This is a genomic window from Streptomyces sp. NPDC006544 (genome assembly GCF_040611715.1).
Classification (GTDB): Bacteria; Actinomycetota; Actinomycetes; order Streptomycetales; family Streptomycetaceae; genus Streptomyces.
The window spans coordinates 133,039-156,148 of the sequence record NZ_JBEXOV010000007.1; the positions used below are offsets into that span (position 1 = coordinate 133,039).

The following is a 23,110-nucleotide window of genomic DNA, read 5'->3' on the forward strand; positions in this document are numbered from 1 at the left end:
GCGGCCATGACTGAATTCGTACTGGTGGCAGGCGCATGGCTCGGTTCGTCGGCATGGGACGAGGTGGCCGCCGAGCTCCGCGCGGCCGGCCACGCGGTGCACCCGGTGACCTTGTCCGGCCTCGGGGAGAGGCGGGAGGCCCCGGCCTCGGCACTCGGCCAGCAGACGCACGTCGAGGACATCGTCGGGGCCGTCGACCGGCTCGGCCTGCGCGATGTGGTCCTGGTCGGCCACAGCTACTCCGGCATCCCCGTGGGCCAGGCCGCCGAGCGGATCGGCGAGCGGCTGACCCGGGTGGTCTTCGTCGACGCCGCCGTCCCCGCCGACGGAGCATCGTTCCTCTCGGGCTGGCCCGAGGGCCGGGCGGCGGTGGAGGCCGCGATCGCCGCCAACGACGGCTACTGGCCCCCGCTGGAGGCCGCCGACTGCGAGGGCCAGGGCCTCACCGACGCGCAGGTCTCCCGCTTCCTCGCCTGCTCGGCCCCGCACCCGGGCGCCACCCTCACCGAACCGGCCGTACTTGCCCGCCCGCTCTCCGAGTTGCCGGCGACGTACGTCAAGTGCCTGCTCGACGGCGCCGAACCCCATCCCGACGTGGCGCAACTCCTGGCCACCGGGCCGGACTGGCGGCTGACCACCCTGGACACGGGCCACTGGCCGATGTTCTCCGCCCCGTCCGAGCTGGCCCGCGTCCTCCTGGAGGCCGCGTCCACCCTGCGTACGGAACGGGTCCGGGCCACGGGAGCCGGCTCCGAAGCCGCCCTGCGCGACTGGCAGTACGTGCACAATCTGATCATTCCCACGGACGAACTGCCGCTCGAAGCCGTGCGGGAGCGCGCGGGGCGCAACGTCCTGGACGTGGCCTACCTCGGCGACACCCTCGTCGGATGCATGACGGTCCGCCCTCCGGCCGACGGCTCCGCGACCGCCACCGTGATCGCCCGGATCCTCCCCGCCTACCGGGGACGGGGGTTCGGGCGCGCCCTGTACGCACGGGGCCTCGCCCGGGCCCGGCAGCTCGGAGCCGAGGTGATCGAAACCGTCGTCCTCGCCTCCAACCCGCAGGGCCTGGCCTTCGCGCGCGCCAACGGCTTCGTCGAGTTCGACCGCTACGTCCTGCCCGGCGACACCGTCCCCTTCGTCGACCTGCGCCTCGTCTGACCGCCGCCGGACGCTGGTTCCCCGGCGGCACGAAGGGTGCGTCGCCCCGCCAGGACCCGCGGTCACGCCGCCGGCCTCTCGGATCGAGACGGTCAGGCGGCGGCCGGCCGCTTGCGGGAGACGGCGACGCCGGCCAGGCAGACCGCGCCGCCCAGCAGGGTCAGCCCCGCGGGGACCTCGTCGAGGGCGATCCAGGCGATGAGCACCACGATCGCGGGCACGGCGTACGTCGTCGCGCCCATCTTCCCCGCGGTCGTCCGCGACAGCGCGTACGTCCAGGTGGTGAAGGCCAGCGCGGTCGGGAAGAGTCCCAGGTAGACCATGTTGAGGGTGGCGGTGAGCGGCGCCCCCGGCAATTGCTCGACGAGCTGCCAGGCAAAGGGCAGCGTGACGGCCGTGCCGACGAAGCAGCCGTACGTGGTCACCTGGAGCGGGCTCGCGTACCGCAGGGCCGGTTTCTGGGAGACCACCCCGGCCCCGTAGGTGAGCGCGGCGACCAGGCAGAGCAGCACGCCGCCCAGCGAGGCCGATCCCCCGTCGGAGGTGGACAGTCCGACCACGACGGCCCCCACGAAGGAGACGGCCATCCCCGCCAGCAGCATCGGCGGGAACCCTTCCTTCAGGAGCCAGCCGCTGAGCAGCGCGATCACGATCGGGCCGATGTTGACCACCATGGCGGCGGTCCCGGCGTCCACGAGCTGCTCTCCCCAGTTCAGCGTCACCATGTACAGCCCGAACCACAGCACTCCGGAGCCGAGGATGCCGGGCCACGCCTGCTTCGGCGGCGGCGGCACCCGCTTGACGAGCAGGACCAGCCCGAGCACGAGCGAGGCCGTCAGCAGGCGTCCGAACGCGAGTGCTCCGGGCCCGAAATGGGCGGCGGCGGACCGGATGGAGACGAAGGCGGAAGCCCACAGCACCACGGTCACGGCGGCCGCTATGAGCGCGCGGCGGTCGGTCCCGGGCCCGTCAGAGGTTTTGTCCATGCGTGCAAACTACCGGCGTTGATCCAGACCGCCGACGGGCCCGGGCAGCGCATCCGGCCCGGGTGTACGCCGGCGGCACCGCCGAACGGTCAGCCGTCCGTCAGCAGCAGCTTCTTCTGCGGCTTGCCCATCGCATTGCGCGGAATCGCCGCCACGAACCGCACCTCGCGCGGCCGCTTGTGCACCGACAGGTGCGCGGCGACGAAGTCGGTGAGCTCCGCTCCCGTGACGCCCTCCGCCACCACGAACGCGACGATCCGCTGCCCCAGATCCGCGTCCGGCAGCCCGACCACCGCCGCCTCCCGTACCCGGGGGTGGTCCAGCAACGCGTTCTCGATCTCTCCCGCGCCGATCCGGTAGCCGCCCGATTTGATCATGTCGATGGAGGCCCGGCCCACGATCCGGTGCACGCCGTCCGCCCGGTCGACGGCCGCGATGTCCCCCGTACGGAACCACCCGTCCTGCGTGTACGCGGCGGCCGTGGCCTCGGGCCGGCCCAGATATCCGGCGAACAGCGTGGGCCCCGTGAGCTGGAGTTCACCGATCTCGGCGCCCGCTTCCGCCGCGATGCGCGTACGGATGCCGGGGAGCGGGGTGCCGACCGTACCGGGCCGCACCTCGCCGCCCGCGCGCCCGCTGATCGTGATCAGCGTCTCGGTCATCCCGTACCGCTCGACGGGCCGCAGCCCGGTCAGTCGCTCCAGGTCCCGGAAGACGGGCGCGGGCAGCGCCGCGCTGCCGGAGACGAGCAGCCGGGCCCCGCCCAGCGCGGCCGCGGCCTCCGGCGCCGCGGCGACACGGGACCACACGGTCGGAACCCCGAAGTACAGGCTCCCTCCGGCCGCCGCGTACGCCTCGGGCGTGGGCCGGCCGGTGTGCACGAGGCGACTCCCGGTCCGCAGCGCTCCGAGCACGCCGAGGACCAGGCCGTGGACGTGGAACAGCGGCAGCCCGTGCACGAGAGTGTCCTCGGCACTCCACTGCCAGGCCCCGGCGAGCGCGTCGAGATCGGCGGCGACCGCCTCGGCGGTGAGGACGACGCCTTTGGGCGGCCCGGTGGTCCCGGAGGTGTACAGGATCAGCGCCGCCGCGGCAGGGTCGGGGACCGGAAGGGGAACGGAACGGTCCGAGCGCCGCGCGAAGTCCACGTCCACGAGCACCGCCCCCGAATCGCGCAGGATGTGCTCCCGCTCGGCCGGACCGGCATCGGGCGGCAGCGGCACGAAGGGCACCCCGGCGAGCAGCCCGCCGACGGCGGCGGCGACGGTCTCCAGCGAGGCCGTGGCCGTCACCGCGAACGCGGGTGCGCCGGCGACGTCGGCGGCCACCGCGCGGGCAGCTCCGAGCAACGCCTCGTAGGAGGCCTCCCGCCCGTCCACCCGCAGGGCATCGGCCCGGTCCCCGAAAACCCCGGTGAGCGCGGTCAGCACTGATTCCCCCTACGAAGCGAAGCTGCCATCAACCGGCCCCAGGCTAAGACCAAACCAAGCCCCACCAGCACCGGAGCCACGAAATCCGAGACGGCGCGCAGCAGACCAGGCCCCGCCGGCGTTTGAGGCGTGGGGTCGGGGGCGAAGCAGATCAAGCCCCGCCGGCGTTTGAGGCGTGGGGTCGGGGGCGAAGCCCCAGAAAAGCCCGGGCCGCAGCCCCGCCCCGCCCCCGCCCCCCTCAGGGAGGTGGGACTCAGATCAGCCCCTGCGCCAACATCGCGTCCGCCACCCGCTCGAACCCGGCGATGTTCGCCCCGGTCACATAGTCCCCGGCGGAGCCATACCGCTCGGCGGTCTCGTACGACACCGCGTGAATGTCCCGCATGATGCCCGCGAGCTCCTCCTCGACCCGCGCCGCGCTCCACGCCACCCGCCCCGCGTTCTGCGCCATCTCCAGCGCGCTGACCGCGACCCCGCCCGCGTTCGCCGCCTTGCCGGGCCCGAAGGCGACCCCGGCGGACTGCAGCAGACGCACCGCGTCCGGCGTGGTCGGCATGTTCGCGCCCTCCGACACCGCCTTGACCCCGTTCGCGATCAGCGTCCGCGCATCGGCCTCGGTCAGCTCGTTCTGCGTGGCCGACGGGAAGGCGGCCTCCGCCGCGACGTCCCAGACCCGGCCGCCCCGAACGAACCGCGCCGACGGCCCGCGCCGCTGCGCGTAGTCGCTCACCCGGCCGCGCTCGACCTCCTTGATCTGCTTCAGGAGTGCGAGGTCGATGCCCTTCTCGTCGACGACGTAGCCCTGGGAGTCGGAGGCCGTCAGCGGGTTCGCGCCCAGCTGCTGCAGCTTCTCGATCGTGTAGATCGCGACGTTGCCCGAGCCGGAGACGACCGCCGTCAGGCCGTCGAGCGACAGGCCCTTGACCGCCAGCATCTCGGCGGCGAAGAGCACGCTGCCGTAGCCGGTGGCCTGCGGGCGGATCAGCGAGCCGCCCCAGCCCCGGCCCTTGCCGGTCAGGACGCCGGCCTCCCAGCGGTTGGTGATGCGCCGGTACTGGCCGAAGAGGTAGCCGATCTCGCGGCCGCCTACGCCGATGTCGCCCGCCGGAACGTCGGTGTGCTCACCGATGTGGCGGTAGAGCTCGGTCATGAAGGACTGGCAGAAGCGCATGACCTCCGCGTCGGACTTGCCGTGCGGGTCGAAGTCGCTGCCGCCCTTGCCGCCGCCGATGCCGAGTCCCGTCAGCGCGTTCTTGAAGATCTGCTCGAAGCCGAGGAACTTCACCACGCCGATGTCCACGGAGGGGTGGAAGCGCAGGCCGCCCTTGTACGGGCCGAGCGCGCTGTTGAATTCGACGCGGTAGCCGCGGTTGACGTGGATGTGACCACGATCGTCCTGCCACGGAACCCGGAAGATGATCTGCCGCTCCGGCTCGGTGAGCCGCTCCAACAGGGCCGCGCCCGGCTCGGCGTACTCGGGGCGCGCCGCGAACACGGGGGCCAGGGTGTCCAGGACCTCCCGTACCGCCTGGTGGAACTCGGGCTGGGCCGGGTTGCGGCGTTCGATGTCGGCACGCAGCGCGTCCAGCCGGCTCTGCGGGTCCTTGGGGTCCGTCACGGTCTGTTCCTCCTGGGTTGCGATGCCGGGACCGGCGCCGAGACGCGGATCGGCTCTCCGACACCGCCTTCCGCATCGCGGAAACCGGCGGCCCGGACACCGTCCCAGCGGGAGGGTACGGCGCTCGCGGACCGGGCCCACGCGTCTTTCCGGCCCGCCCGGCAAAGGCCCTCGGCCACCGGTTCCACCGTCCCTAGTGATCGTCGACCGAAGGATTCCCCGCCGCCCTGGATCCGACCTGGACCCGCCCTCGACCCACGCCGGGCAGCAGGAAGACGGCCCCGAAGAGACGCGCACAGACGCGCACATAGGGTGCGGGAATGAACGCCCCCACCCGAACCCCGTCGCCCCTCCGCCTCGAACCGGTCACCCCGGACAACTTCGACGCCGTCTGCGCCGTGTCGGTCCGCCCCGACCAGGCGCACCTCGTGGCCCCGGTCGTCAAGTCGCTGGCCGAGGCGTACGTCCACGGAGAGACGGCCTGGCCGCGGGTGATCGTCGACGGCGACGAGGTCGTCGGCTTCGTGATGGCGTTCCTCGACATCGTCTGGGACGCGGCAGCCGACCCCCGTGACATCCGCTCGGGCCTGTGGCGCCTGAACATCTCGTCCGCCCACCAGTCCAAGGGCTACGGCCGCTTCGCGGTCTCGGCGGTCACCGCCGAAATCCGCCGCCGCGGCGCCTCCCGCGCCTACGTCACCTGGGAACCCGGTCCCGGCTCACCCGAACCCTTCTACCTCGGCCTGGGCTTCCGCCCGACAGGGGAGGAGAGCGCCGGCCAAACGGTCGCCGTCCTGGACCTCCCCACGACCTGACCTCCCGGGACGCCCCGGCCACCCGGGCACGGGCACCCAGCACCCGGCACCCGGCACCCGGCACCCACCCGACCCCGCCCCCTACACCCCAGGACCGACCCCCGCCCGGAACTCCCGCGGACTGACCCCCCGTACCCGTTTGAAGGCCGTGGACAGGGAGAACGCCGAGCTGTAGCCGACCTGGTGGGCCGCCGAGGCGAGCGTCGTGGCCGGGTCCCCGAGGAGGTCCGCCGCCAGAGCCAGCCGCCAGCCCGTCAGATAGGACATCGGGGGCTCGCCGACCAGCTCGGTGAAGCGCCGGGCCAGCGCCGCCCGCGAGACGCCGACCTTGCGGGCCAGCGACTCCACCGTCCAGCCGTACGCGGGGTTCTCGTGCAGCAGCCGCAGCGCCGGTCCGGTCACCGGGTCGCTCTCGGCCCCGCCGCGTTCCGCGAGCCAGCCCCGTACGACGCCGATCAGCAACAGGTCCAACAGCCGGTTCAGGACCACGTCCTGGGCCGGTTCGGTACGGGAGATCTCCCCGCTCAGCAGCGTCACCAGCATGGGGTCCACCGGCCCGACCAGCACCGGCGGAAGCGCGGCGAGCAGTCGGCTGCCGATCTCGCCGGGGTCCTGGTAGGTACCGCTCAGCAGCACCACCGAACCGGCCGCCTCGCCCCACGTCCGCGCCCCGAGCGCCATGGAGTCGGAGACGTCCTCCCCGCCGTCCACCCTGCTGCACCGCTGGTCCGGACCCACCCTGATCTGCACCGGCGTGTCCTGGGCGTCGGAGACGGTGTACGGATCCGGTCCCCGCACCAACGCCACCTCGCCCGGTGCGACGAGCACCGGCGCGCCCCCGTCCGGGAGCAGCCACGCCGACCCGTTCACCATCGTCATCACCGACAGCGGCGCCCGGTCCTCGATACGGACCGACCAGGGCGGGCTGAAGACGGACTTGATGAGGAAGGCCGACCTGGCCTTGGGGCCTTCGAGCAGAGCCGTCAGCGTGTCCATCCGACCATTCTCCCCAGGCGCTCCCACTCACTCCCTAGTGGTGTGCGTCCCAGGCACCGCGCGCCGCCGCCTCGCGGGCGAAGTCCGCGAAGTCCTTGGGCTTGCGGCCCAGCACTTCTTCCACCCCGTCCGTCAGGTGCGCGTTGCGCCCGTCGAGGATCAGCGTGAACAGGTCCGTGAACTCCTCCGGCAGTCCGTTCTCGCGCAGAACCGCCCGGTAGGCCTCGTTCGAGACCGGAACGTACGAGATCGCGCGCCCCGTCGCCTCCGACAGTTCGGCGGCCACGTCGGAGAAGCTGAGCAGCCGGGGTCCGGAGAGCTCGTACGTGCGGCCGATGTGCCGGTCGTCGGTCAGCGCGGCCACCACCACGTCGGCGATGTCGTCGGCGTCCACGAACGGCTCGACGGCATCGGCCGTCGGCAGGGCGATCTCCCCCGCCAGCACGGGCTCCAGGAAGAAACTCTCGTCGAAGTTCTGGTGGAACCAGGCCGAGCGCACGACCGTCCAGTCCGCCCCGGACGCCTTCAGTGCGTCCTCGCTCCGCTCCGCCGCCTCCTCGCCGCGCCCCGAGAGCAGCACGAGCCGGCGGGCGCCCGCGGCCACCGCGGCCGTGGCGAAGGCGCCGATCTGCTCGACGGCGCCCGGGAACGAGAGGTCGGGGTAGTACGTGACGTACACCTGGTCCACGCCCTCGAGCGCCGGACCCCAACGCGCGGGCTCGTTCCAGTCGAAGGCCGGCTCGGCGGAGCGCGACCCGATACGGACCTCCCGGCCCAGGGCCGTGAGCTTCTCGGCCACGCGACGGCCCGTCTTGCCCGTCCCACCGACGACCAGCGTGCGAGAGGCGGTGGACGCACCGTGCGCGTTCCGCTCGGCCTGCGTGCTGTGCGTGCTCTGGGTGCTCTGCGTCTTCGTCATGGGAACAGTCAACGCTCCGCGCCCGAGACGCGACATCGCCGAGAAGCTCTCTCACATACGCCTGCGTCCACGGCCGTGGACGCAGGCGTATGCCCTACCGCTTGGCGAGCGTGTGCGCCACGAGCGCATTGGCGTGCCCGTGCCCGAGACCGTGCTCGCTCTTGAGCCAGGCGACCAGTTCCATGTGCCGGGTCAGCGGCGAGGCCCGGATGAGCTCCTGCCATTGCGCGATCGGGCGGCCGTGCTTCTTCTCGATGGAAGGGAAGTAGCTGGCGGGGCCCTTCACCGGCTCGGTCATGGCGGTCCTCTTCCTCTCGGGCGGCCGCACGCGCGGCCACCTCCTTGTGCCTACGAGAGGAAGACGTCCCCCGGACCGAAAACTCATCGGCCCCGCCCCGAAAATTCGGATGATCTTCGAATGAACCCTGCTGTCCGCTTCCTCGAGCGGCTCCCCGGGAACGGGCCGGCCCCGCCCCTCCCGCCGTAACGGGCCCTGCCCGCCTGGGCCGTCGACCCTGCCTCTGCCTTCCGGAACCGCCGTGTGAACGCGAGGCCGAGCAATATGATCACATTGCGGTATGACCACGACGAAGACCCTCTACCTGCTCTGCTCCGCCGCCCCGCCCGTCTTCGACGTGGCCCATGTCATCGAGGACGCCCAGTCCCGGGGCTGGGACGTCTGCCTCGGCCTCACCCCCACCGCCGCGCACTGGCTGTCCGACCACCTCGACGGTCTCGCCGCGCTCACCGGCCACCCCGTCCGCTGGCAGTACAAGCTGCCCGGCGAGCCCGACGTCTGGCCGGTGGCCGACGCCCTGCTCGTCTCTCCGGCCACTTTCAACACGGTCAACGCCTGGGCCCTCGGCCTCACCGACCGCTTTGCCGTCGGTGTCGCCGCCGAGGCCATCGGCAAGGGCACCCCCGTCGTCGCCATGCCCTGCGTCAACGCCGCCCTCGCCGCCCACCCGCAGTTCGACCAGTCCCTCGCCGTCCTGCGTACCGCCGGGGTCTCCGTCCTCTTCGGCGAGGACGGTTTCACCCCCGGCCCGGCCGGCCCGGACGCCCCGGCGCACTTCCCGTGGCCGGTGGCCCTGGACGCCGTGGACCGCGTCGCGACCTCCACCGCACAGCACTAGGCCGTCTCCTTCGGGTCTCGTCGACCGAACCCGGCCGGACCCGCCGCCGCAGGCAGGCAGACAGACAGGCAGGCAGGCAGGCAGCCGGCGCGCGCTCCCCTACGCCCTCACTCCCCCGTCGTCCCGTCGATCACCTCGCGCAGCAGGTCCGCGTGCCCGTTGTGCCGGGCGTACTCCTCGATCATGTGGGTCAGCACGTAGTGCAGGGAGTAGGCCTGGTCCTCGTAGGATCCGGTCACGTCCAGAGACCCGGCCGCGTCCACGATCGCCCGCGAGCGCGCGCAGGTGTCCTCCCAGATCGCGAAGGATCCGGCCACGTCCGCGTCGTCGACGCGGAACTCGGTCCTCTCCCCCGCCTCGTTCACCGGGAAGTAGCCGCGCACGTCCTCACCGCCCACGACGTTGCGGAACCAGCCCCGCTCGACCTCCGCGAGGTGCCGCACCAGACCCAGCAGGCTCAGCCCCGACGGAGCCACCGCCCGGCACCGCAGCTGCTCGTCGGTCAGCCCCGAGCACTTCATCATCAGGGTGTCCCGCTGCCACTGGAGGATGCTGGTCAAGGTGGCGCGCTCATCGCCCACCAGGACGGGCCGGGTCCGCTGTTCGTCGATCATCGACTGATCATCACAGTCGTACGGAGACCCGCGCGCCCGGTTTCACATCCCGGGACGGCCCCGGCCCGCTCCAGCCCGCCAGCCCGCCAGCCCCGCCACCTTGTCCGGATTCACCTGGAGCCTCAGGTTCACCAACCGCCCGTCGGCCGGATCCAGATCGAAGGTGAGCGCCCCGAGCGCCGCGCCCGCGTACACGAACAGCACCGACTCCTCCCCGTTGACCTGCGCGGCCTCCAGGCTCACGGCGTGCAGGGAGGGCTTGGCCAGCATCCCCAGCAGCCAGCGCGCCACGTGATCGGCCCCGTGCAGCGGCCGCCGCGCGGCCGTCACCTTGCCGCCGCCGTCCGACCAGGCCCCACGCCGCGAGGAACCTCCGGGTCACCTCGCCGCGCTGTCCGGGTGCGGCCGCGAACCGCGGCCGCCGCGCCCGTACGTGCGCGCGCGCCCGGTGCCCGGTCTGCCGCACGGTCGCCTCCCCGCGCTCCAGGACCTCGGCGATCTCCGCGTACGTGTACCCGAAGACCTCGCGCAGCACGAACACGGCGCGCTCCAGCGGGCTCAGACTTTCCAGCACCACCAGCATCGCGGTGGACACGGTGTCGGCCAGCTCCGTCTCCTCGGCCACGTCGGGCGCGATCAGCGCGGCCGCGGCCACCCCGTGCCCGGCCACCCCGTGCCCGGCCACCCCGTGCCCGGTCAGCAGGGGCTCGGGCAGCCACGGTCCGATGTACGCCTCACGCGTGGCACGGGCCGAGGTGAGCCGGTTCAACGACAGGTTGGTGACCGTGCGCACCAGGTAGGCCCGCGGATGCGTGACAGCCGCCCGGTCGGCACGGTCCCAGCTCAGCCAGGCGTCCTGGAGCACGTCCTCGGCGTCCACGACGCTGCCGAGCATCCGGTAGGCCACGTCGAACAGCAGCCTGCGGTGGGCGGTGAAGGGGGTGAGGCGGTCCGGGACATCGGATTCGATCATGAAAGGTCAGGCTGCCCGTACCTTCCCGGCTCGCGCAAGCGCCCGTACCCCCTCCTCACTGCCGGCGTGCGACGGCGCCCAGCCCAGCTCCCGCCGCGCCTTCACGTTCGACAGCCGCACGTCCGTCCCCATGATGGCGTGGGCGAGCGGAGCCGCCCTGAGCACCCAGAGCGGTACGGTCAGCGGCGCGGGCGCCCCGAACGCCTCGGCCACGGCGCGCAGGTGGGCGTCCCACCCCGTCGGCCCGTCGTCGGCGATGTTGTACGCGTGCCCGGCCCGCCCCGACTCCACGCCGGCGACCACCGCGCACGCCGCGTCGGCCACGTCCACCCAGCTCAGCGCCCGCCCCTTCGAGGCCACCACCGGTACGGCGCGCTTGCGCAGCATCGGCACCAGGTGGGTGTCGGTGGTGCCGGCCCCGTAGAACAGTCCGAAGCGCAGGCTGACGCCCTCGATCCCGTCGGCGGTGAAGGCCAGTTCCTCCTTGGTCCGCATCGCGCCGACGTGCCGCTCCAGCCAGGCGTCCGCCCCGGCCGGCCCGAAGCCGTCGTCCTCGCCGATCAGTGCCCCGCCGTGGTCCCCGTACCCGTACCCGAACATCATCGACTCCACGACGAAGCGGCGCGCCCCGCTCTCGCGGGCGGCCGCCAGCAGGTTCACGGTTCCCTCGGTGCGCAGGGCGTTGGTGGCCTCCATGTCCTTGTGCCGGGCCATGGCCTTGCCCGACAGCGCCGTGGCCGCGTGCACCACCGCGTCGAAGCTCCGCCCGTCCATCGCACGCAGCAGGCCCTCGCGGTCGAGCAGGTCGGCCCGTACGTCCATGTCCGCGCCCCGGCCGAGCCCGGCGACCTCGTGTCCGGCCGCACGCAGCGCCCGTGCCGCCTGCCGTCCCAGTACGCCGCTCGCGCCCGCCAGCAGAATCCTCATGGCCGTTCTCCTTCTCGCCGTATGCCGGATGCCGTTCCGGTGTCGCCCATGGGACAGACGGGCGGCCCGGAACGTGACATGACGAGAAGGTGACCCGCGACTCCCCCGCGCTCGCGCCCTACCCCGCGCTCATGCCCGGTCCCTCTGCTCCGAGCGCGCTCTGGGCCCCGGCACCAGGCCCGCCGTCGCCGCGCGACCCGCGACGACCTCGGCCATCACCCGCCGACCGCGGTCCTCGGCCATGTCGAGCCTGCTGAGCATCGCCGGGGTCGCGATCCCCGGCAGGGCGTGCTGGTAGAGCGTGGCCACCCGGCCCTCGATGTCCCCCCGGTCGCTGAGGGTCTGTGAGTAGAGCTGCACGCCCGACCAGCAGGCGGACAGGATCCAGGCCGTCTCGGCGGGATCCACGTGCGGCAGCAGCTCGCCCTGGTCCTTCGCGGCGCTCAGCAGTCTCCGCATGAGCTCGATCCAGCCGGGGACGGCTCCGCCGCGCGTCTCGAGCGGCTCCGGTCCCAGCGACAGCCTGGCGCCGGCGCTGAGCATCGGTTCGTGCTTCATCCGGTACGCCGACACCATCGCGACGTCGACGAGCTCCTGGAGCTTGCTCTCCCGGGACGGCACCAGGCACTTGCCGAACTGGGCGTCGAGCACGCCCTGGGCCAGTTCCTGCTTCGAGGAGAAGTGGAAGTAGAGGGCTCCCTTGGTCACACCCGCGTGGGCGAGTATCTCCGCGATGGTGGCGGCCTCGTAGCCACGTTCGTCGAAGACCACCGCCGCGGCTTCCAAGATTGCCCGACGCGTACGGACCGCACGCTCTTGCCGCACCACGAGCGTCTCCGATCTCCAAGGGGTCTGCCGGTGGATCATGCGTACACGTGATCCACCGGCTCGGCAAACCAAACCTGAAGGTCCGTAAGTTATCAACAGGCATCACGTGGTTGTCGACCGCGTCCACCAGCCGAATGCCGACTCCGCGCATGCCCCTCCCCCGTTTCCGGCCGGATCCCCGCACCTCTTTCCGGCGCGGCCCCAGCGTTGCCAGAACCGGACAATCCATCGAGCAAAACCGAACGGTGCGTCTGGTTCCGCGGCTGCCCAGGCTCCGTCACGCCCGCCCGGCCGACCCCGCTGCACACCTCACCGCCCGGCCCGACCGCCGCCTCGTCCCCCGCCCGAACCGCCCTACCGGCCCGCCCTGCCTACCGGCCCGCCCTGCCTACCCGCTCCGCCCGCTCCGCCCGCCGCGCCCCGCCTACCCGGCCCGCCGCCCGGCGATGAGCAGCCCGAGCCCGTCGAGGATCCGCTCCAGCCCGAAGTCCAACGCCTGGTCCTGTCCCCCCTGCTCCGCCACGGACCCCAGCGCGGCCCGGAGCGCCGGATACCTCTCCCCGTGCACCCGCATCACCTCACCGAGCGCCGACGTCAGCTGCGCATCGGGCCCCTCCCCCACGGTTCCGCCCGTAGCCCGCTCCTGCTCCGCGATGCCCCGCACGTGGCCGGAGAGCAGCACCACCGAGTCGATCGCCTCGGACCCGGTCAGCCCGCACCCGTCGAGCGCGTCGAGCGCGTGCTCCATCCATCCCACCTCCCCGGGCCCCATCACCCGCGCCCCGACCGTCGCCTCCAGAAGCCACGGATGCGCCCGGAACCCGGCGAGCAGCGCCCGCGCCCACACCCCGAGCCGCTCGCGCCAGTCCTCCCCGGCCGACCGCTCGTCCAGTACGGACGGGTCGGGCATCGCCGACTCCACCATCAGCGCGACCAGCTCCGCCTTGCCCGGCACGTACCGGTACAGCGCCATCTTCGTGACGGACAGCCGCCCTGCCACCCCCTGCATGGATACGCCGGCCAGTCCCTCGGCGTCGGCGAGGGCGACCCCGGCCTCGGCGATCCCTTCCAGCGTGAGCCCCCGCTTGGGGCCGCGGGCGGGCCGCGCCGGCGGGCCCCAGAGCAGCCGTACGGCCGCGCTCCCCTGCTCGTCCGCGTCGGTCATCGGATCTCCCTCGCCTCGCCCCGCCATCAAACTGTGTCCACCGTACACGTTAACGGCGTTAACGCTCCCGCCCCCCTCGCCCCCACCCGAAGCGCACGCGCGTCCCTCCCGCGGACCGTTAACGCCGTTAACGGTCCGGCCGCGAAAAGTACTGGTCGACTGGTTTGAGATGCGGCCGATGACGCAGATCTCGCCACCTCCGACTCCCCGTAGCCCATGCTCGGCTGACGGCACGTCCAGCCCATCCCGGGTCAAATGACCCCAGAGTCCGCACACATCCGGAACCCGTCCGCACCACTTCGTTAGCAAAACTCAAGCGTGGCGCCCACAAGCACCCCTGAACGTTAGTAAAGTCCCTCTCATGACTTCGCCCTCGTCCCAGAACGACCGAGAGAAGGTCGTCTCCAAGCTCCCTCCGTGGCTGCGCCAGGAACTGAAGATCCGGACCGCCCAGTTGCGGGTGGACATCCAGGACGCCGTCCACCAGGGCATCGCCCACTGGAGCGCGCTCGCTTCCTCCCCGTCCCCCGTCGACACCTCGGGTGCAGAGTCCTTCTCCACCTGGCTGCCCGCCGGCCAGTGGGAGCTCTTCCGCGCCGGATCCAAGGACCGCGGCGTCTCCCTCATCCAGGGACTGGCCCAGGCAGTCCGCCTCTGGCTGGAGATGAACCCGGCCCCCACCGTCAAACGGCCCTCCGTCGTCCGCCGCATCGTGGTGTGCAACCAGAAGGGCGGCGTCGGCAAGACCGCCATCACGGCCGGCACTGCAGAGGCCCTCGCCGAGGATCCCGGGAGCCTTCACCCGGTCCGCGTGGCCCGCCAACTGGCCCGGCGCTCGGCCTCCGAGGACGGCGACGAGCCCGGCTCCGAGCTCACCACGCCCGTCGACCTGGAGGACCTCCCGGGCCTCGGCATGCGCGTCCTGCTCGTCGACTTCGATCCCCAGGGCCACCTGACCAAGCAACTCGGCCGCCAGCCACTGCCCATCGGCGGCGACAGCCTCACCTGCCACATGGCGGGCGAGGCCAAGGGGCCCCTCTCGGACCTGATCGTCCCCATCCCGGACGAGCGCTTCGGCGACCGGCTGCACATCCTGCCCGCCTGCACCGACGCCTTCCTGCTCGACGTCCGCCTCTCCACGGTCCGCGCCCGCGAGGCCGCCCTCGAGCGCGCGCTCGCTCCCGTCGAGGCCGACTACGACGTCATCCTCATCGACTGCCCGCCCAGCCTCGGCCTCAGCATGGACGCGGCCATCTACTACGGGCGCCGCCGCGACACCGAACAGCCGGGCGCCTCGGGCGCGCTGATCGTCGTACAGGCCGAGGACTCGTCCGCGGACGCCTACGACCTGCTCACCTCACAGATCAACGATCTGCGCGACGATCTCAGCCTCGACATCGACTACCTCGGCCTCGTCGTCAACCTCTACGACGGCCGACGCGGCTACATCGCGACCTCCTCCCTCCAGGCCTGGATGGACATAAAGGATCCGCGTGTGGTGGCCATCGTCCCGGACCTCAAGGAACAGCGCGAAGCCGTCCGGGTGAAGCAGCCGCTGTTCGTCTACTCACCCAAGGGCGACCAGGCGGTCGCCCTGCGCGCCCTCGCAAGGGAGATCTCATGAGCAAGGCCGACAAACTCGGAGTGTCGACGTCCTTCGCCCGAGCCCAGCCGGTCGGCGTCAGCTCCCGGCGCGCGGCCATCGCGGAGGCCACCGGCGCCCCCACCTCCGGGGTGGTCCCGCCGTCCGAAGTCCCCATCGAGGCCCTCGCGCACAACCCGTTCAACCTCCGCGAGGATCTCACCGAGATCCACGAACTGGCCCATTCCCTGACCGTCCGGGGTCAGCTCCAGCCCCTCGCGGTCGCCACCCGGATGGCGTTCATGGAGGCCCACCCCGGGCACACCGACGGCCTGGGCCGCGCCCCGTACGTGGTCATCGACGGCAACCGCCGCCTCGCGGCAGCCCAGCAAGCCGGCCTGCGGACCATGCACATCCACGTCAACGACTCCCTCGCCACCTCGGCGGCGGACATCCTGGAGTCGGCGCTCATCGCCAACGTCCACCGCGTGGACGTGGCCCCCATGGACCAGGCCCGCGCCCTCGAGCAGCTCGTCGAAGTGCACGGCTCCCAAGCCCAGGTCGCCAAGCGCCTCGGCAAGACGCCGGCCTGGGTCTCCCAGCGGCTGACCCTCCTCCACCTCACCCCGGAACTCCAGGACAAGGTGGAGACGGGCGAACTGAAGGTGGAACCGGCCCGCCGCATCGGCCGCCTCCCGCAGGAGGAGCAGGCGGCCGCGGCGGAGGAGACCGTTAACGCCGTTAATCCCCCGCGCCAGCGCACCCGCCCGGCCACGGAAGCCGCCCGCCCGACCGCACGCCCCGCCCCCGACCCGGCTCCCACCACCCCGGCCCCCACCACCCCGGCCCCCCGCCGGATCACGATCGTGGCGGAGTCCCCCGAAACCGTCGCGGACGCCCTCACGGCCCACCTCACCCCGGACGAGCTGAAGGCGGTCACGGAGCTCCTGCTGACTCGCATCTGACACGACGGGGGCGCTGACGGGACCGAGCACCGTTAACGCCGTTAACGCCGTTAACGCCCCCACGTGTGTTTCACGTGCGTTCCACGGTGCGGTTCGCATAGGCTGCGGCTGGAGGTTCCCATGCTCAACGCGCACCACAACGAACAGACCACGCTCTTCGCCGCCGTGGACGCCCTACTCGAAGAGGCCGCGGCACAGGACGCGCTCCCGCACCCGGACGAGCGCAAGCGCCTCCGCGAAGCGGCCGGCCTGAGCCAGGACCAGATCGCCCAGGCGCTCTCCGTCCGCCGCGAAACGGTCACCTCCTGGGAAACGGGCAGGACCGCACCCCGCCCCCCCAAACGCGCCGCCTACGCCCGCCTCCTCAACGGCCTGGCGGAACTGCACCCCATTAACGCCGTTAACGCCGCCCCCCTCCGGCCCACCCCCGAGGCCGAGGGCGCACCCCCCGTTAACGCCGTTAACACCACCCCCGGCCCGTACGCCGGCGAGGGCGACGGCCCGCACACCATTAACGCCGTTAACACCACCCCCCTCGTCGACCCACCCGGGCCCGAAGGCACACCCCCCGTTAACGCCGTTAACACCACCCCCGGCCCGCACGCCGACGAGGCCGACGGCCCGCACACCATTAACGCCGTTAACGCCCTCCCCCGCACCGACCCCACCGCGGCCGAGGACACCCACCCCATTAACGCCGTTAACACCACCCCCCTCGTCGACCCACCCGGGTCCGAGGACGCAGCCCCCGAACCGGAGCGGGGAGCGGCGCCCCGGTCTCGCGAAGCAGCGGTCAGGGCCACGCCTCCGCAAGGCGCCACCCCGGCACCCGCACCCGCCTCCGCCCGCCCCCGCGCCGTTAACGGCGTTAACGCCGTTAACGCCCGACCCACTCCCCGCCCCACCCCCCTGGAAGGCAACGGCCCCCTCGCCGTCCTCGACGGCACCGGCAAGGCCCACGCCTCCGGCGGCGCCATCCTCACCCACCCCACCACCCTGCCCGCCCTCATCACCTGGGCCCTCGGCCCCGACGCCGACCTCCGCTCCCCCCGCCTCCACCGCAACGGCAAGGACGGCGACCCCCTCCTCGTCCTCACCCCCGCCGCCACGGAATCCCTCGGCCTCCCCCTCGTCCTCGAAGACCGCCGCGGCCTCCGCCTCCCCGACGACCACCCCGTCATCAAGCAGCTCACCAAGGCCAAATGGCAGCTGACCCGCCGCGGCTTCGGCCCCTGGGCCCGTGTCTACCGCCCCGCCACCCCCACCACCGGCCGCCAGTGCGTCCAGCTCGCGATCCTCCCCTGGGGCGCCCTCGACCCCCGCGCCTGGGGCGAGCACACCGCCGAGCTCCCCGCCCCGGAACTCGCCGAGCTGCTCACCTGCTACGCCGCCCGCGTGCTCACCCCCCGCGGTTCGACGGCGGTCTCCGGCCTGGAACTGATGACGGCGCTGCGCCCGCCCACCCGCGCCGCACGCGACGAGGCCACGAACACCTGGGTGTCCGCCCCCGTCGCCGGCTCCCTCACCCGTCCCGTCGACCCCGCTCCCCCGGAGGCCCCCGACGAGCACCCGGTCGTCGCGGCCCTCTACCCCCGCTCCCACCAGCGCACCCCGGACCAGGTCCTCGACGAAGAGGCGTACGACTGGATCCGCGATCCGCAGCTCCTCACCGACGCCGAGTGCGCCCGCGCCCACGCCGTCGGCATCGACGTGAACATGGCCTTCGCCGCAGCCGCCAACCGGCTCCTCGTCGGCACCGGCCCCGCCGTCCACGCCCCCCGCCCCCGCTTCGACCCGAAGCTCCCCGGCTGCTGGCTGGTGGACCTCTCCGCCGTCGAGCTCGACCCGCGCCTCCCCAGCCCCTTCACCCCGCACGGCCGCCCCCCGACCGGACCCGCCTGGTACGCCACTCCGACCCTCGCCTACGCCCAGGAACTCGGAGTCAGCGTCCAGCCCTCCGAGGCCTGGGTCCGCCCGGAGCACGGCCCGTACCTCGACGCCTGGTACACCCGCCTGCGTGACGCCTACATGGCGACGATGGCGGAGCTCGGCATCCACTCGGCCCTCACCGACGCCGAGTTCCTCACCGCCATGACCGACTACAAGGGCCAGGACCCCCGCCGGGCGGCGGTCCTCTCCGCGATCAAGTCCACCGTCAAGGGCGGCATCGGCAAGCTCCGTGAGCGCCCCCAGGGCGCCGGCTACCGCCCCGGCGAGAGCTGGCCGGCCCTGGAGCGCCCCACCTGGCGCCCCGACATCCGCGCCGCCGTCATCTCGACGGCCCGCGTCAACATGCACCGCAAGATGCGCAAACTCGCGACGGCCGCCGGCGAGTTCCCCATCGCCGTACTCTCCGACTGCGCGGTCTACCTCTCCGACGGCCCCAGCCCCCTCGACTTCCTCCCCCGCACCCCCGAGGGCAAGCCGCTGCCCGGTGGCTTCCGCCTCGGCGTCAGCCCGGGCATGGTCAAGCACGAAGGCACCCAGCCCCTGCTCTGGGCCGTCCAGATGCTCGACGAACGCCACAACCCCGCCCGCCACATCAAGGGCCACGACGCCGCGGCCGACGGAGAGTAAGAGCCACCCATGTCCGAGATCAGCGACAGCCTCGACCGCGCCGACGAACAGAACTTCACCCGCCCCATCCCCAAATCGGCGGGCGCCCAGATCCGCTACCTGGTGAAGCAGCTCAAATCCACCAAGGCCGTGGCCGACCTCCTCGGCATCTCCCGGCGCACCGTCGAGCGGTACGTGAAGGACCAGATCAAGCAGCCCAAGCCGGCGCTCTCCGCCCGCCTGGAGCGCGAGGTACGCCGCCGCTGGCAGCCCCTGGTGCGCAAGCGGGCCCGCGCCAAGGCCGCCCGGCAGACCGGCCTGGTCATCGAGACCCGCGCCCGCTTCGGCTTCAGCGCCGCTCCCGGCACCACCGACGACGGCCGGATGCGCCGCATCACCCAGCACCTCCCCGCGGAGTACGCCTCGCGCCTCTTCAGCGCCCAGGAGGCCGGGGCGGGCGAGGCCCAGCTGCGCACCATCGCCGCCGAGGGTCTGCAGGAGATCTACTTCAAGGACCACGGCGCCCGAGCCCAGGGCCTCCTCGTCGAGTTCACGGACATCGACTACGTCGAACTCAACTTCTGACGCAGCGAGGAGCTGATCGACAATTGCCTTCCGCAGAGCCCCCGGAAGGCAGGACGAGGCAGTGAACGAGTACGCGCACGACGACGAGTTGGCGAAACGGTTCGAGGAGGAACGCGGCCACTTAAGGGCCGTCGCCTACCGGATGCTCGGCTCGCTCGCCGAAGCGGAGGACGCCGTCCAGGAAGCCTGGCTCCGCCTCGTCCGCTCGGACCCCTCCGAGATCGACAACCTCGCCGGCTGGCTGACCACCGTGGTCGGCCGGATCTGCCTGGACATGCTCCGTTCCCGCACGTCCCGCCGGGAAGACCCCCTGGACATCCGGCCGGTGGAACCGGTCCGGGGCCCGACCGACGCTGACGTCCGGTCAGCGGACCCCGAGGACGAGGCCCTGCTCGCCGACTCGGTGGGCGCCGCCATGCTCGTGGTCCTGGACCGGCTGGCCCCCGCCGAACGGCTCGCGTTCGTCCTGCACGACCTGTTCGCCGTGCCCTTCGACGACATCGCCCTGATCACCGAGCGCACCCCCGCCTCGGCCCGCCAGCTCGCCAGCCGCGCCCGCCGCCGGGTCCGGGGAGCCGAGATCCAGCCTCCGGCCGACCTCGGCCGCCGGCGCCACATCGTCAGCGCCTTCCTGCGAGCGGCCCGCGGCGGGGACTTCGAGGCCCTGCTCGATGTCCTCGACCCCGACGTCGTGGCCCGCGCCGACATCGGCGTGGCCGGGGCCCTCTCCGCAGTCCGCGGAGCACCTCTGGTGGCCCGTCAGGCCGCCACGTTCGCGCAGTTCGCACAGAGCGCGCAGATCGCGTTCGTGAACGGCGGACTGGGCGTGGTATCCCTCTTCGACGGCGCCTTCCGCGTCATGACGTTCACCATCGCAGACACCCACATCACCGAGGTCACCGTCTTCACGACCCCGGCCTCCGTCTCCGGCCTCGACATCCTCGTCCCCGCGGACCCCACCCCCTGAAAGACCCGTCCGAGGGGGCCCTGACAGCAACGGAACCGCGCGCAGGGCTCCCTCGAACAACCCAACCGCCTCCACGCCCTCCTGAGCCCCCGAAAACCACAAAGGGCCCCGGGATATCCCCGAGGCCCTCACAAGCCCCTGAGCACCCCTCAGAAGCCCTTCAATCGGCACACAATCAGCCAACCGCGTGCAGTGCCCTACGCCGCTTCGACTCCGCCGCCTTCTTCGCCACGGCCTGGGCGGCCCGCTTCTTCCGCTGCTCGGCCAGCTGGTCCTGATACGCCGCCACCGCCCGGTGGTAGCTGGCGACATAGCCCCGCGCGTCGAGCCGCTCCTCCGGATCCATCTCGTTCACGGCCGCCACGGCGTCCTCGAACGAGTTGTACCCGGCGAGCATCGGGTTGATCTGGTAGACGCCGTTACGGATCTTCCGGACCAGCTTGGCGAGCTCCAGGCTCCGCAGCGCCGCGTTCACGCTCGGCCGGCTCAGGTCCAGCATCCCGCCGACCGTCGCCTGGTCGATGAGGATCCGTCCGCCCGGCTCGCTGAGCGAACGCAGCTTCAGCAGCACGCGGTAGGCCGCCGGCGGCAGGTCGAGGTCAGAGAGAAGCCCGTCGGCGTTGACCGCAGCGAATCGCAAGGTGCTCACTGAGCCGTCCCTTCTCCCGTGCGCTTCGTCCGGCTCACCCGACGCGCAGCGCGCTCTCTTGCCCGTTCGGCCCGCAGTTCCGCGATGGCCTGCCTCATGTGGTCCAACGACGGGAAGCGCACCAGGTCCGGCAGGCTCGTATCGCTACGAATCTGCGAAATGGTGCCGTGCTGCTCCACCTTCACGAACTCACCCGTCATCTCAGTACCCGGGATGAACTCCGCCACCCGATAACTGTAGGGCGGGTTGAACTGATACACACCCCGCCGCACCTTGAAGACGATCCCATGAGACATCACCGTGTGCAGCGCTTCCGAGGTCTTCGTCCGGCTGACATCCAGGATGGTAGCCATCTCCTCCTGGGTAAGCGGAATCCGCCCCCCCGCCCGCTGGCAGGCAATGAGCAGCAGGATCAGTCGCAGCGGCAGAGCTTCCCGGAAGTACTGGGCGATCACGAGGAAGAACTCGAGACTGTCCATCGAGAACGCATTCGGCTGATTCTCGGTCCCGTAGAACTCCAGCGGCTTGCGCTCGCCGTCCAGGGTCAGCTTCCGCGTCGGGTACCGCTTGGCCAGGCTGTCCAGATCCTTGACCGGAGCCAGCGGCTGACTCCACGCCGAGATCGCATCGTCCACCGGCAGATCGGGACGCGGGGTCCCAGCCGGATTGCCCCGGCGGCGCTGTGGCTCTGATGACACGAGGCTGCTCTCCACTCCGTTGATCTGCGGAGATCAGTATGTCAACAAGGGTGACACAAGTGTCACGCTCGTTGACGTTCGGCGTGTCTTGTGTCCCCTCACAGGTGACATATCTCAGCCATACCTTTCCGAGCACCCCCTCCCAACCCCCTCCGGCCAACCCCACTCACCCCACCGCCAGTTCGCCGACACATCCCCCCTAAAACGTCAGCCCAGCCGACTTTTTAGCCCATTTTCCGTCAGTCTCACTGACGTTTTGCAGCCGATGTGTCCCCCTAGCAGCGACACATCACCCGAGATATGTCCCTCCTGAGGGGACATATCTTTTCCCCTGCACCCCCTCTGACCTGCGGCAACGCATCTCCGTACCTTCTATAGGCCGGTGGACGCTTCCCTCAAGGCACTCAACACCGTTTCCAACCGCCTGTCAGACCTCTCCTCGAGCCCCGAACCAGCCCCTTCCAGGGGCCCCAGCACCCCCAACTCAGCCCCTCCCTCCCCAGCCACCGCCCCGCAGAATCTGACTGATTCCCGTCTCTATCCACACTCCATTTTGAATCAACCACCCCTCAACACCATTAACGCCGTTAACACCCCCCAAGGCCCCAACGACTTAACGGCGTTAACACCCCGACCAAAACCCCAGGTCAAAGGCGTTGCCCTCCCCCAACTCAGCCCCCAACCAAGCAACCAGCAGAAGGAACGCTCCCACCCAAAGATCAAACCCTCAACCACTACTTCAAACCCAAGCCACCGCCCAACTGGCCGGTTCCAACCCCACCTCAGAAGAACTCCCAACCCCTCACGTCTGCCGGACCTACACCCCTCTCCCACCGCGATCACCCCCGGCCTCTCGAGCCACCCGCACCCGAAAACTTTCAAGAGACCCCACCTCCTGGCCCACGAGTTGCCCTCCCCAACCAGCACTCACCTCACGGGCCTTCTCTCCCCGGCGCGCAGCGCCGAGGTACCCCATTGAAGTCCGAAGCGAAGCTCAGGTAAGCGAAGCTAAGGGCTTGGCCCCCTCCGGACCATCACGCCCTAGGGCTCCCTCCCAGCGCGCTCAGCGGCTGGGAACCCGAAGCGAAGTGAAGGGTCTTGACCCCCCAAAGGGCCGGCCCGCGCGAAGCGCGGTAGCTCTCTCTCAGGCGCGCAGCACCTGAGGTACCCCTTGGCAAGACCGAAGCGAAGCGGAGGGCTTGCCCCGGAAGGGGCCACCACCGCGCGAAGCGCGGTGGTCTCTCCCAGGCGCGCAGCGCCTGGGAGTCGAACAGCTGCGCCGAGCGCAGCGAGGCGCAGCTGGGTTCCGGAGCGGAGCGGAGGAACCAGGCCCCCCGGAGGGGCCTCGGGCGAGCGCAGCGAGGCCGGTCAAGGTGGTTCGGGGTTCTGGAGCGAAGCGGAGGGGCCCCGGGCGAGCGCAGCGAGGCCGGTCCGGTCGGGGTGGTTCGTCGCGTTCCCGGCGGACGAGACCCTGGCCCTCGAGGAACGCGATCGCCTTGGAGACGGACGCCGGGCTGACCTGGAGGCGCCGGACGAGTTC

20 protein-coding genes and 3 pseudogenes are annotated in these 23,110 nt (G+C 71.6%); 9 read left to right on the forward strand and 14 right to left on the reverse strand.

Annotated features, from left to right (window positions below; genetic code table 11):
* Positions 1 to 6: 6 nt before the first annotated feature.
* Positions 7 to 708: pseudogene (locus ABZY44_RS05845) on the forward strand (alpha/beta hydrolase); the annotation flags it as partial.
* A gap of 6 nt (positions 709 to 714) precedes the next feature.
* Positions 715 to 1,161, forward strand: a complete 447-nt coding sequence (locus tag ABZY44_RS05850) for a GNAT family N-acetyltransferase (RefSeq protein ID WP_356650372.1) — start codon at positions 715 to 717, stop codon at positions 1,159 to 1,161.
* A 92-nt stretch (positions 1,162 to 1,253) separates the two neighbouring features.
* Here ABZY44_RS05850 and ABZY44_RS05855 read toward each other — a convergent pair whose 3' ends face one another.
* The 3 genes from ABZY44_RS05855 to gdhA form a co-directional block, all read right to left on the reverse strand.
* Entirely contained in the window at positions 1,254 to 2,147 is an 894-nt protein-coding gene (locus ABZY44_RS05855; protein WP_356650349.1) for a DMT family transporter, read from the reverse strand.
* Between the two features lie 89 nt (positions 2,148 to 2,236).
* On the reverse strand, positions 2,237 to 3,577 hold the full coding sequence (locus tag ABZY44_RS05860; RefSeq protein WP_356650350.1) for an AMP-binding protein: 1,341 nt from the start codon (positions 3,575 to 3,577) through the stop codon (positions 2,237 to 2,239).
* Positions 3,578 to 3,830: 253 nt separating this feature from the next.
* Entirely contained in the window at positions 3,831 to 5,195 is a 1,365-nt protein-coding gene (gene gdhA, locus ABZY44_RS05865) for an NADP-specific glutamate dehydrogenase (protein WP_356650351.1), read from the reverse strand.
* A 320-nt stretch (positions 5,196 to 5,515) separates the two neighbouring features.
* Between gdhA and ABZY44_RS05870 the strand changes: the two genes are divergently transcribed.
* A complete protein-coding gene (locus ABZY44_RS05870; RefSeq protein WP_356650352.1) occupies positions 5,516 to 6,010 on the forward strand; it encodes a GNAT family N-acetyltransferase in 495 nt (164 codons plus the stop codon).
* A gap of 81 nt (positions 6,011 to 6,091) precedes the next feature.
* Here ABZY44_RS05870 and ABZY44_RS05875 read toward each other — a convergent pair whose 3' ends face one another.
* From ABZY44_RS05875 to ABZY44_RS05885, 3 genes are all read right to left on the reverse strand, one after another.
* Positions 6,092 to 7,006 carry an AraC family transcriptional regulator gene (locus ABZY44_RS05875; RefSeq protein WP_356650353.1) on the reverse strand — a complete coding sequence of 305 codons (915 nt, stop codon included), beginning with the start codon at positions 7,004 to 7,006 and terminating at the stop codon, positions 6,092 to 6,094.
* A 34-nt stretch (positions 7,007 to 7,040) separates the two neighbouring features.
* The gene (locus tag ABZY44_RS05880; protein ID WP_356650354.1) at positions 7,041 to 7,925 is read right to left on the reverse strand and encodes an NAD(P)H-binding protein; all 885 of its coding nucleotides are present in this window, start codon (positions 7,923 to 7,925) and stop codon (positions 7,041 to 7,043) included.
* Positions 7,926 to 8,019: 94 nt separating this feature from the next.
* Positions 8,020 to 8,223 carry a DUF4287 domain-containing protein gene (locus ABZY44_RS05885; RefSeq protein ID WP_356650355.1) on the reverse strand — a complete coding sequence of 68 codons (204 nt, stop codon included), beginning with the start codon at positions 8,221 to 8,223 and terminating at the stop codon, positions 8,020 to 8,022.
* Between the two features lie 280 nt (positions 8,224 to 8,503).
* Between ABZY44_RS05885 and ABZY44_RS05890 the strand changes: the two genes are divergently transcribed.
* The gene (locus tag ABZY44_RS05890) at positions 8,504 to 9,061 is read left to right on the forward strand and encodes a flavoprotein (RefSeq protein WP_356650356.1); all 558 of its coding nucleotides are present in this window, start codon (positions 8,504 to 8,506) and stop codon (positions 9,059 to 9,061) included.
* Positions 9,062 to 9,168: 107 nt separating this feature from the next.
* Here the strand turns inward: ABZY44_RS05890 and ABZY44_RS05895 are convergent, their stop codons facing one another.
* The 5 genes and pseudogenes from ABZY44_RS05895 to ABZY44_RS05915 all read right to left on the reverse strand — a co-directional run bounded on the left by ABZY44_RS05895 (position 9,169) and on the right by ABZY44_RS05915 (position 13,568).
* The gene (locus tag ABZY44_RS05895; RefSeq protein WP_356650357.1) at positions 9,169 to 9,675 is read right to left on the reverse strand and encodes a DinB family protein; all 507 of its coding nucleotides are present in this window, start codon (positions 9,673 to 9,675) and stop codon (positions 9,169 to 9,171) included.
* 42 nt (positions 9,676 to 9,717) lie between these two features.
* Positions 9,718 to 10,648 (reverse strand): annotated as a pseudogene (locus ABZY44_RS05900) (sigma-70 family RNA polymerase sigma factor).
* A 6-nt stretch (positions 10,649 to 10,654) separates the two neighbouring features.
* Positions 10,655 to 11,575, reverse strand: a complete 921-nt coding sequence (locus tag ABZY44_RS05905; protein ID WP_356650358.1) for an NAD(P)-dependent oxidoreductase — start codon at positions 11,573 to 11,575, stop codon at positions 10,655 to 10,657.
* A 129-nt stretch (positions 11,576 to 11,704) separates the two neighbouring features.
* Positions 11,705 to 12,442 (reverse strand): ScbR family autoregulator-binding transcription factor, encoded by a 738-nt coding sequence (locus ABZY44_RS05910; RefSeq protein ID WP_356650359.1) that lies wholly within the window; start codon positions 12,440 to 12,442, stop codon positions 11,705 to 11,707.
* A 385-nt stretch (positions 12,443 to 12,827) separates the two neighbouring features.
* Complete coding sequence (locus tag ABZY44_RS05915) at positions 12,828 to 13,568, reverse strand: TetR/AcrR family transcriptional regulator C-terminal domain-containing protein (RefSeq protein WP_356650360.1); 741 nt, start codon at positions 13,566 to 13,568, stop codon at positions 12,828 to 12,830.
* 361 nt (positions 13,569 to 13,929) lie between these two features.
* Between ABZY44_RS05915 and ABZY44_RS05920 the strand changes: the two genes are divergently transcribed.
* The 5 genes from ABZY44_RS05920 to ABZY44_RS05940 all read left to right on the forward strand — a co-directional run bounded on the left by ABZY44_RS05920 (position 13,930) and on the right by ABZY44_RS05940 (position 20,223).
* The gene (locus ABZY44_RS05920; RefSeq protein WP_356650361.1) at positions 13,930 to 15,192 is read left to right on the forward strand and encodes a ParA family protein; all 1,263 of its coding nucleotides are present in this window, start codon (positions 13,930 to 13,932) and stop codon (positions 15,190 to 15,192) included.
* Positions 15,189 to 16,115, forward strand: coding sequence for a ParB/RepB/Spo0J family partition protein (locus ABZY44_RS05925; protein WP_356650362.1), 927 nt, complete (start codon positions 15,189 to 15,191; stop codon positions 16,113 to 16,115). Before ABZY44_RS05920 ends, ABZY44_RS05925 begins: the two co-directional genes overlap by 4 nt.
* Positions 16,116 to 16,235: 120 nt before the next feature.
* Positions 16,236 to 18,692 (forward strand): helix-turn-helix domain-containing protein, encoded by a 2,457-nt coding sequence (locus ABZY44_RS05930; protein WP_356650363.1) that lies wholly within the window; start codon positions 16,236 to 16,238, stop codon positions 18,690 to 18,692.
* Between the two features lie 9 nt (positions 18,693 to 18,701).
* On the forward strand, positions 18,702 to 19,256 hold the full coding sequence (locus tag ABZY44_RS05935) for a helix-turn-helix domain-containing protein (protein ID WP_356650364.1): 555 nt from the start codon (positions 18,702 to 18,704) through the stop codon (positions 19,254 to 19,256).
* 61 nt (positions 19,257 to 19,317) lie between these two features.
* Positions 19,318 to 20,223, forward strand: a complete 906-nt coding sequence (locus ABZY44_RS05940) for a sigma-70 family RNA polymerase sigma factor (protein ID WP_356650365.1) — start codon at positions 19,318 to 19,320, stop codon at positions 20,221 to 20,223.
* Positions 20,224 to 20,398: 175 nt separating this feature from the next.
* Here ABZY44_RS05940 and ABZY44_RS05945 read toward each other — a convergent pair whose 3' ends face one another.
* The 3 genes and pseudogenes from ABZY44_RS05945 to ABZY44_RS05955 form a co-directional block, all read right to left on the reverse strand.
* Positions 20,399 to 20,872, reverse strand: coding sequence for a MarR family transcriptional regulator (locus ABZY44_RS05945; protein ID WP_356650366.1), 474 nt, complete (start codon positions 20,870 to 20,872; stop codon positions 20,399 to 20,401).
* Entirely contained in the window at positions 20,869 to 21,507 is a 639-nt protein-coding gene (locus tag ABZY44_RS05950) for a hypothetical protein (RefSeq protein ID WP_239516702.1), read from the reverse strand. The genes ABZY44_RS05945 and ABZY44_RS05950 overlap by 4 nt, the downstream gene beginning before the upstream one ends.
* A 1,507-nt stretch (positions 21,508 to 23,014) precedes the next feature.
* Positions 23,015 to 23,110 (reverse strand): annotated as a pseudogene (locus tag ABZY44_RS05955) (MarR family transcriptional regulator); the annotation flags it as partial.

Excerpts from the sequence above, each read along its gene's own strand:
- ABZY44_RS05925 (WP_356650362.1), top strand. The coding sequence starts at position 15,189 with ATGAGCAAGGCCGACAAACTCGGAGTGTCGACGTCCTTCGCCCGAGCC.
- ABZY44_RS05855 (WP_356650349.1), bottom strand. The coding sequence starts at position 2,147 with ATGGACAAAACCTCTGACGGGCCCGGGACCGACCGCCGCGCGCTCATA.
- ABZY44_RS05910 (WP_356650359.1), bottom strand. The coding sequence starts at position 12,442 with ATGATCCACCGGCAGACCCCTTGGAGATCGGAGACGCTCGTGGTGCGG.
- ABZY44_RS05905 (WP_356650358.1), bottom strand. The coding sequence starts at position 11,575 with ATGAGGATTCTGCTGGCGGGCGCGAGCGGCGTACTGGGACGGCAGGCG.
- ABZY44_RS05880 (WP_356650354.1), bottom strand. The coding sequence starts at position 7,925 with ATGACGAAGACGCAGAGCACCCAGAGCACGCACAGCACGCAGGCCGAG.
- ABZY44_RS05930 (WP_356650363.1), top strand. The coding sequence starts at position 16,236 with ATGCTCAACGCGCACCACAACGAACAGACCACGCTCTTCGCCGCCGTG.
- ABZY44_RS05915 (WP_356650360.1), bottom strand. The coding sequence starts at position 13,568 with ATGACCGACGCGGACGAGCAGGGGAGCGCGGCCGTACGGCTGCTCTGG.
- ABZY44_RS05895 (WP_356650357.1), bottom strand. The coding sequence starts at position 9,675 with ATGATCGACGAACAGCGGACCCGGCCCGTCCTGGTGGGCGATGAGCGC.
- ABZY44_RS05870 (WP_356650352.1), top strand. The coding sequence starts at position 5,516 with ATGAACGCCCCCACCCGAACCCCGTCGCCCCTCCGCCTCGAACCGGTC.
- ABZY44_RS05885 (WP_356650355.1), bottom strand. The coding sequence starts at position 8,223 with ATGACCGAGCCGGTGAAGGGCCCCGCCAGCTACTTCCCTTCCATCGAG.
- ABZY44_RS05935 (WP_356650364.1), top strand. The coding sequence starts at position 18,702 with ATGTCCGAGATCAGCGACAGCCTCGACCGCGCCGACGAACAGAACTTC.
- ABZY44_RS05920 (WP_356650361.1), top strand. The coding sequence starts at position 13,930 with ATGACTTCGCCCTCGTCCCAGAACGACCGAGAGAAGGTCGTCTCCAAG.
- ABZY44_RS05875 (WP_356650353.1), bottom strand. The coding sequence starts at position 7,006 with ATGGACACGCTGACGGCTCTGCTCGAAGGCCCCAAGGCCAGGTCGGCC.
- ABZY44_RS05890 (WP_356650356.1), top strand. The coding sequence starts at position 8,504 with ATGACCACGACGAAGACCCTCTACCTGCTCTGCTCCGCCGCCCCGCCC.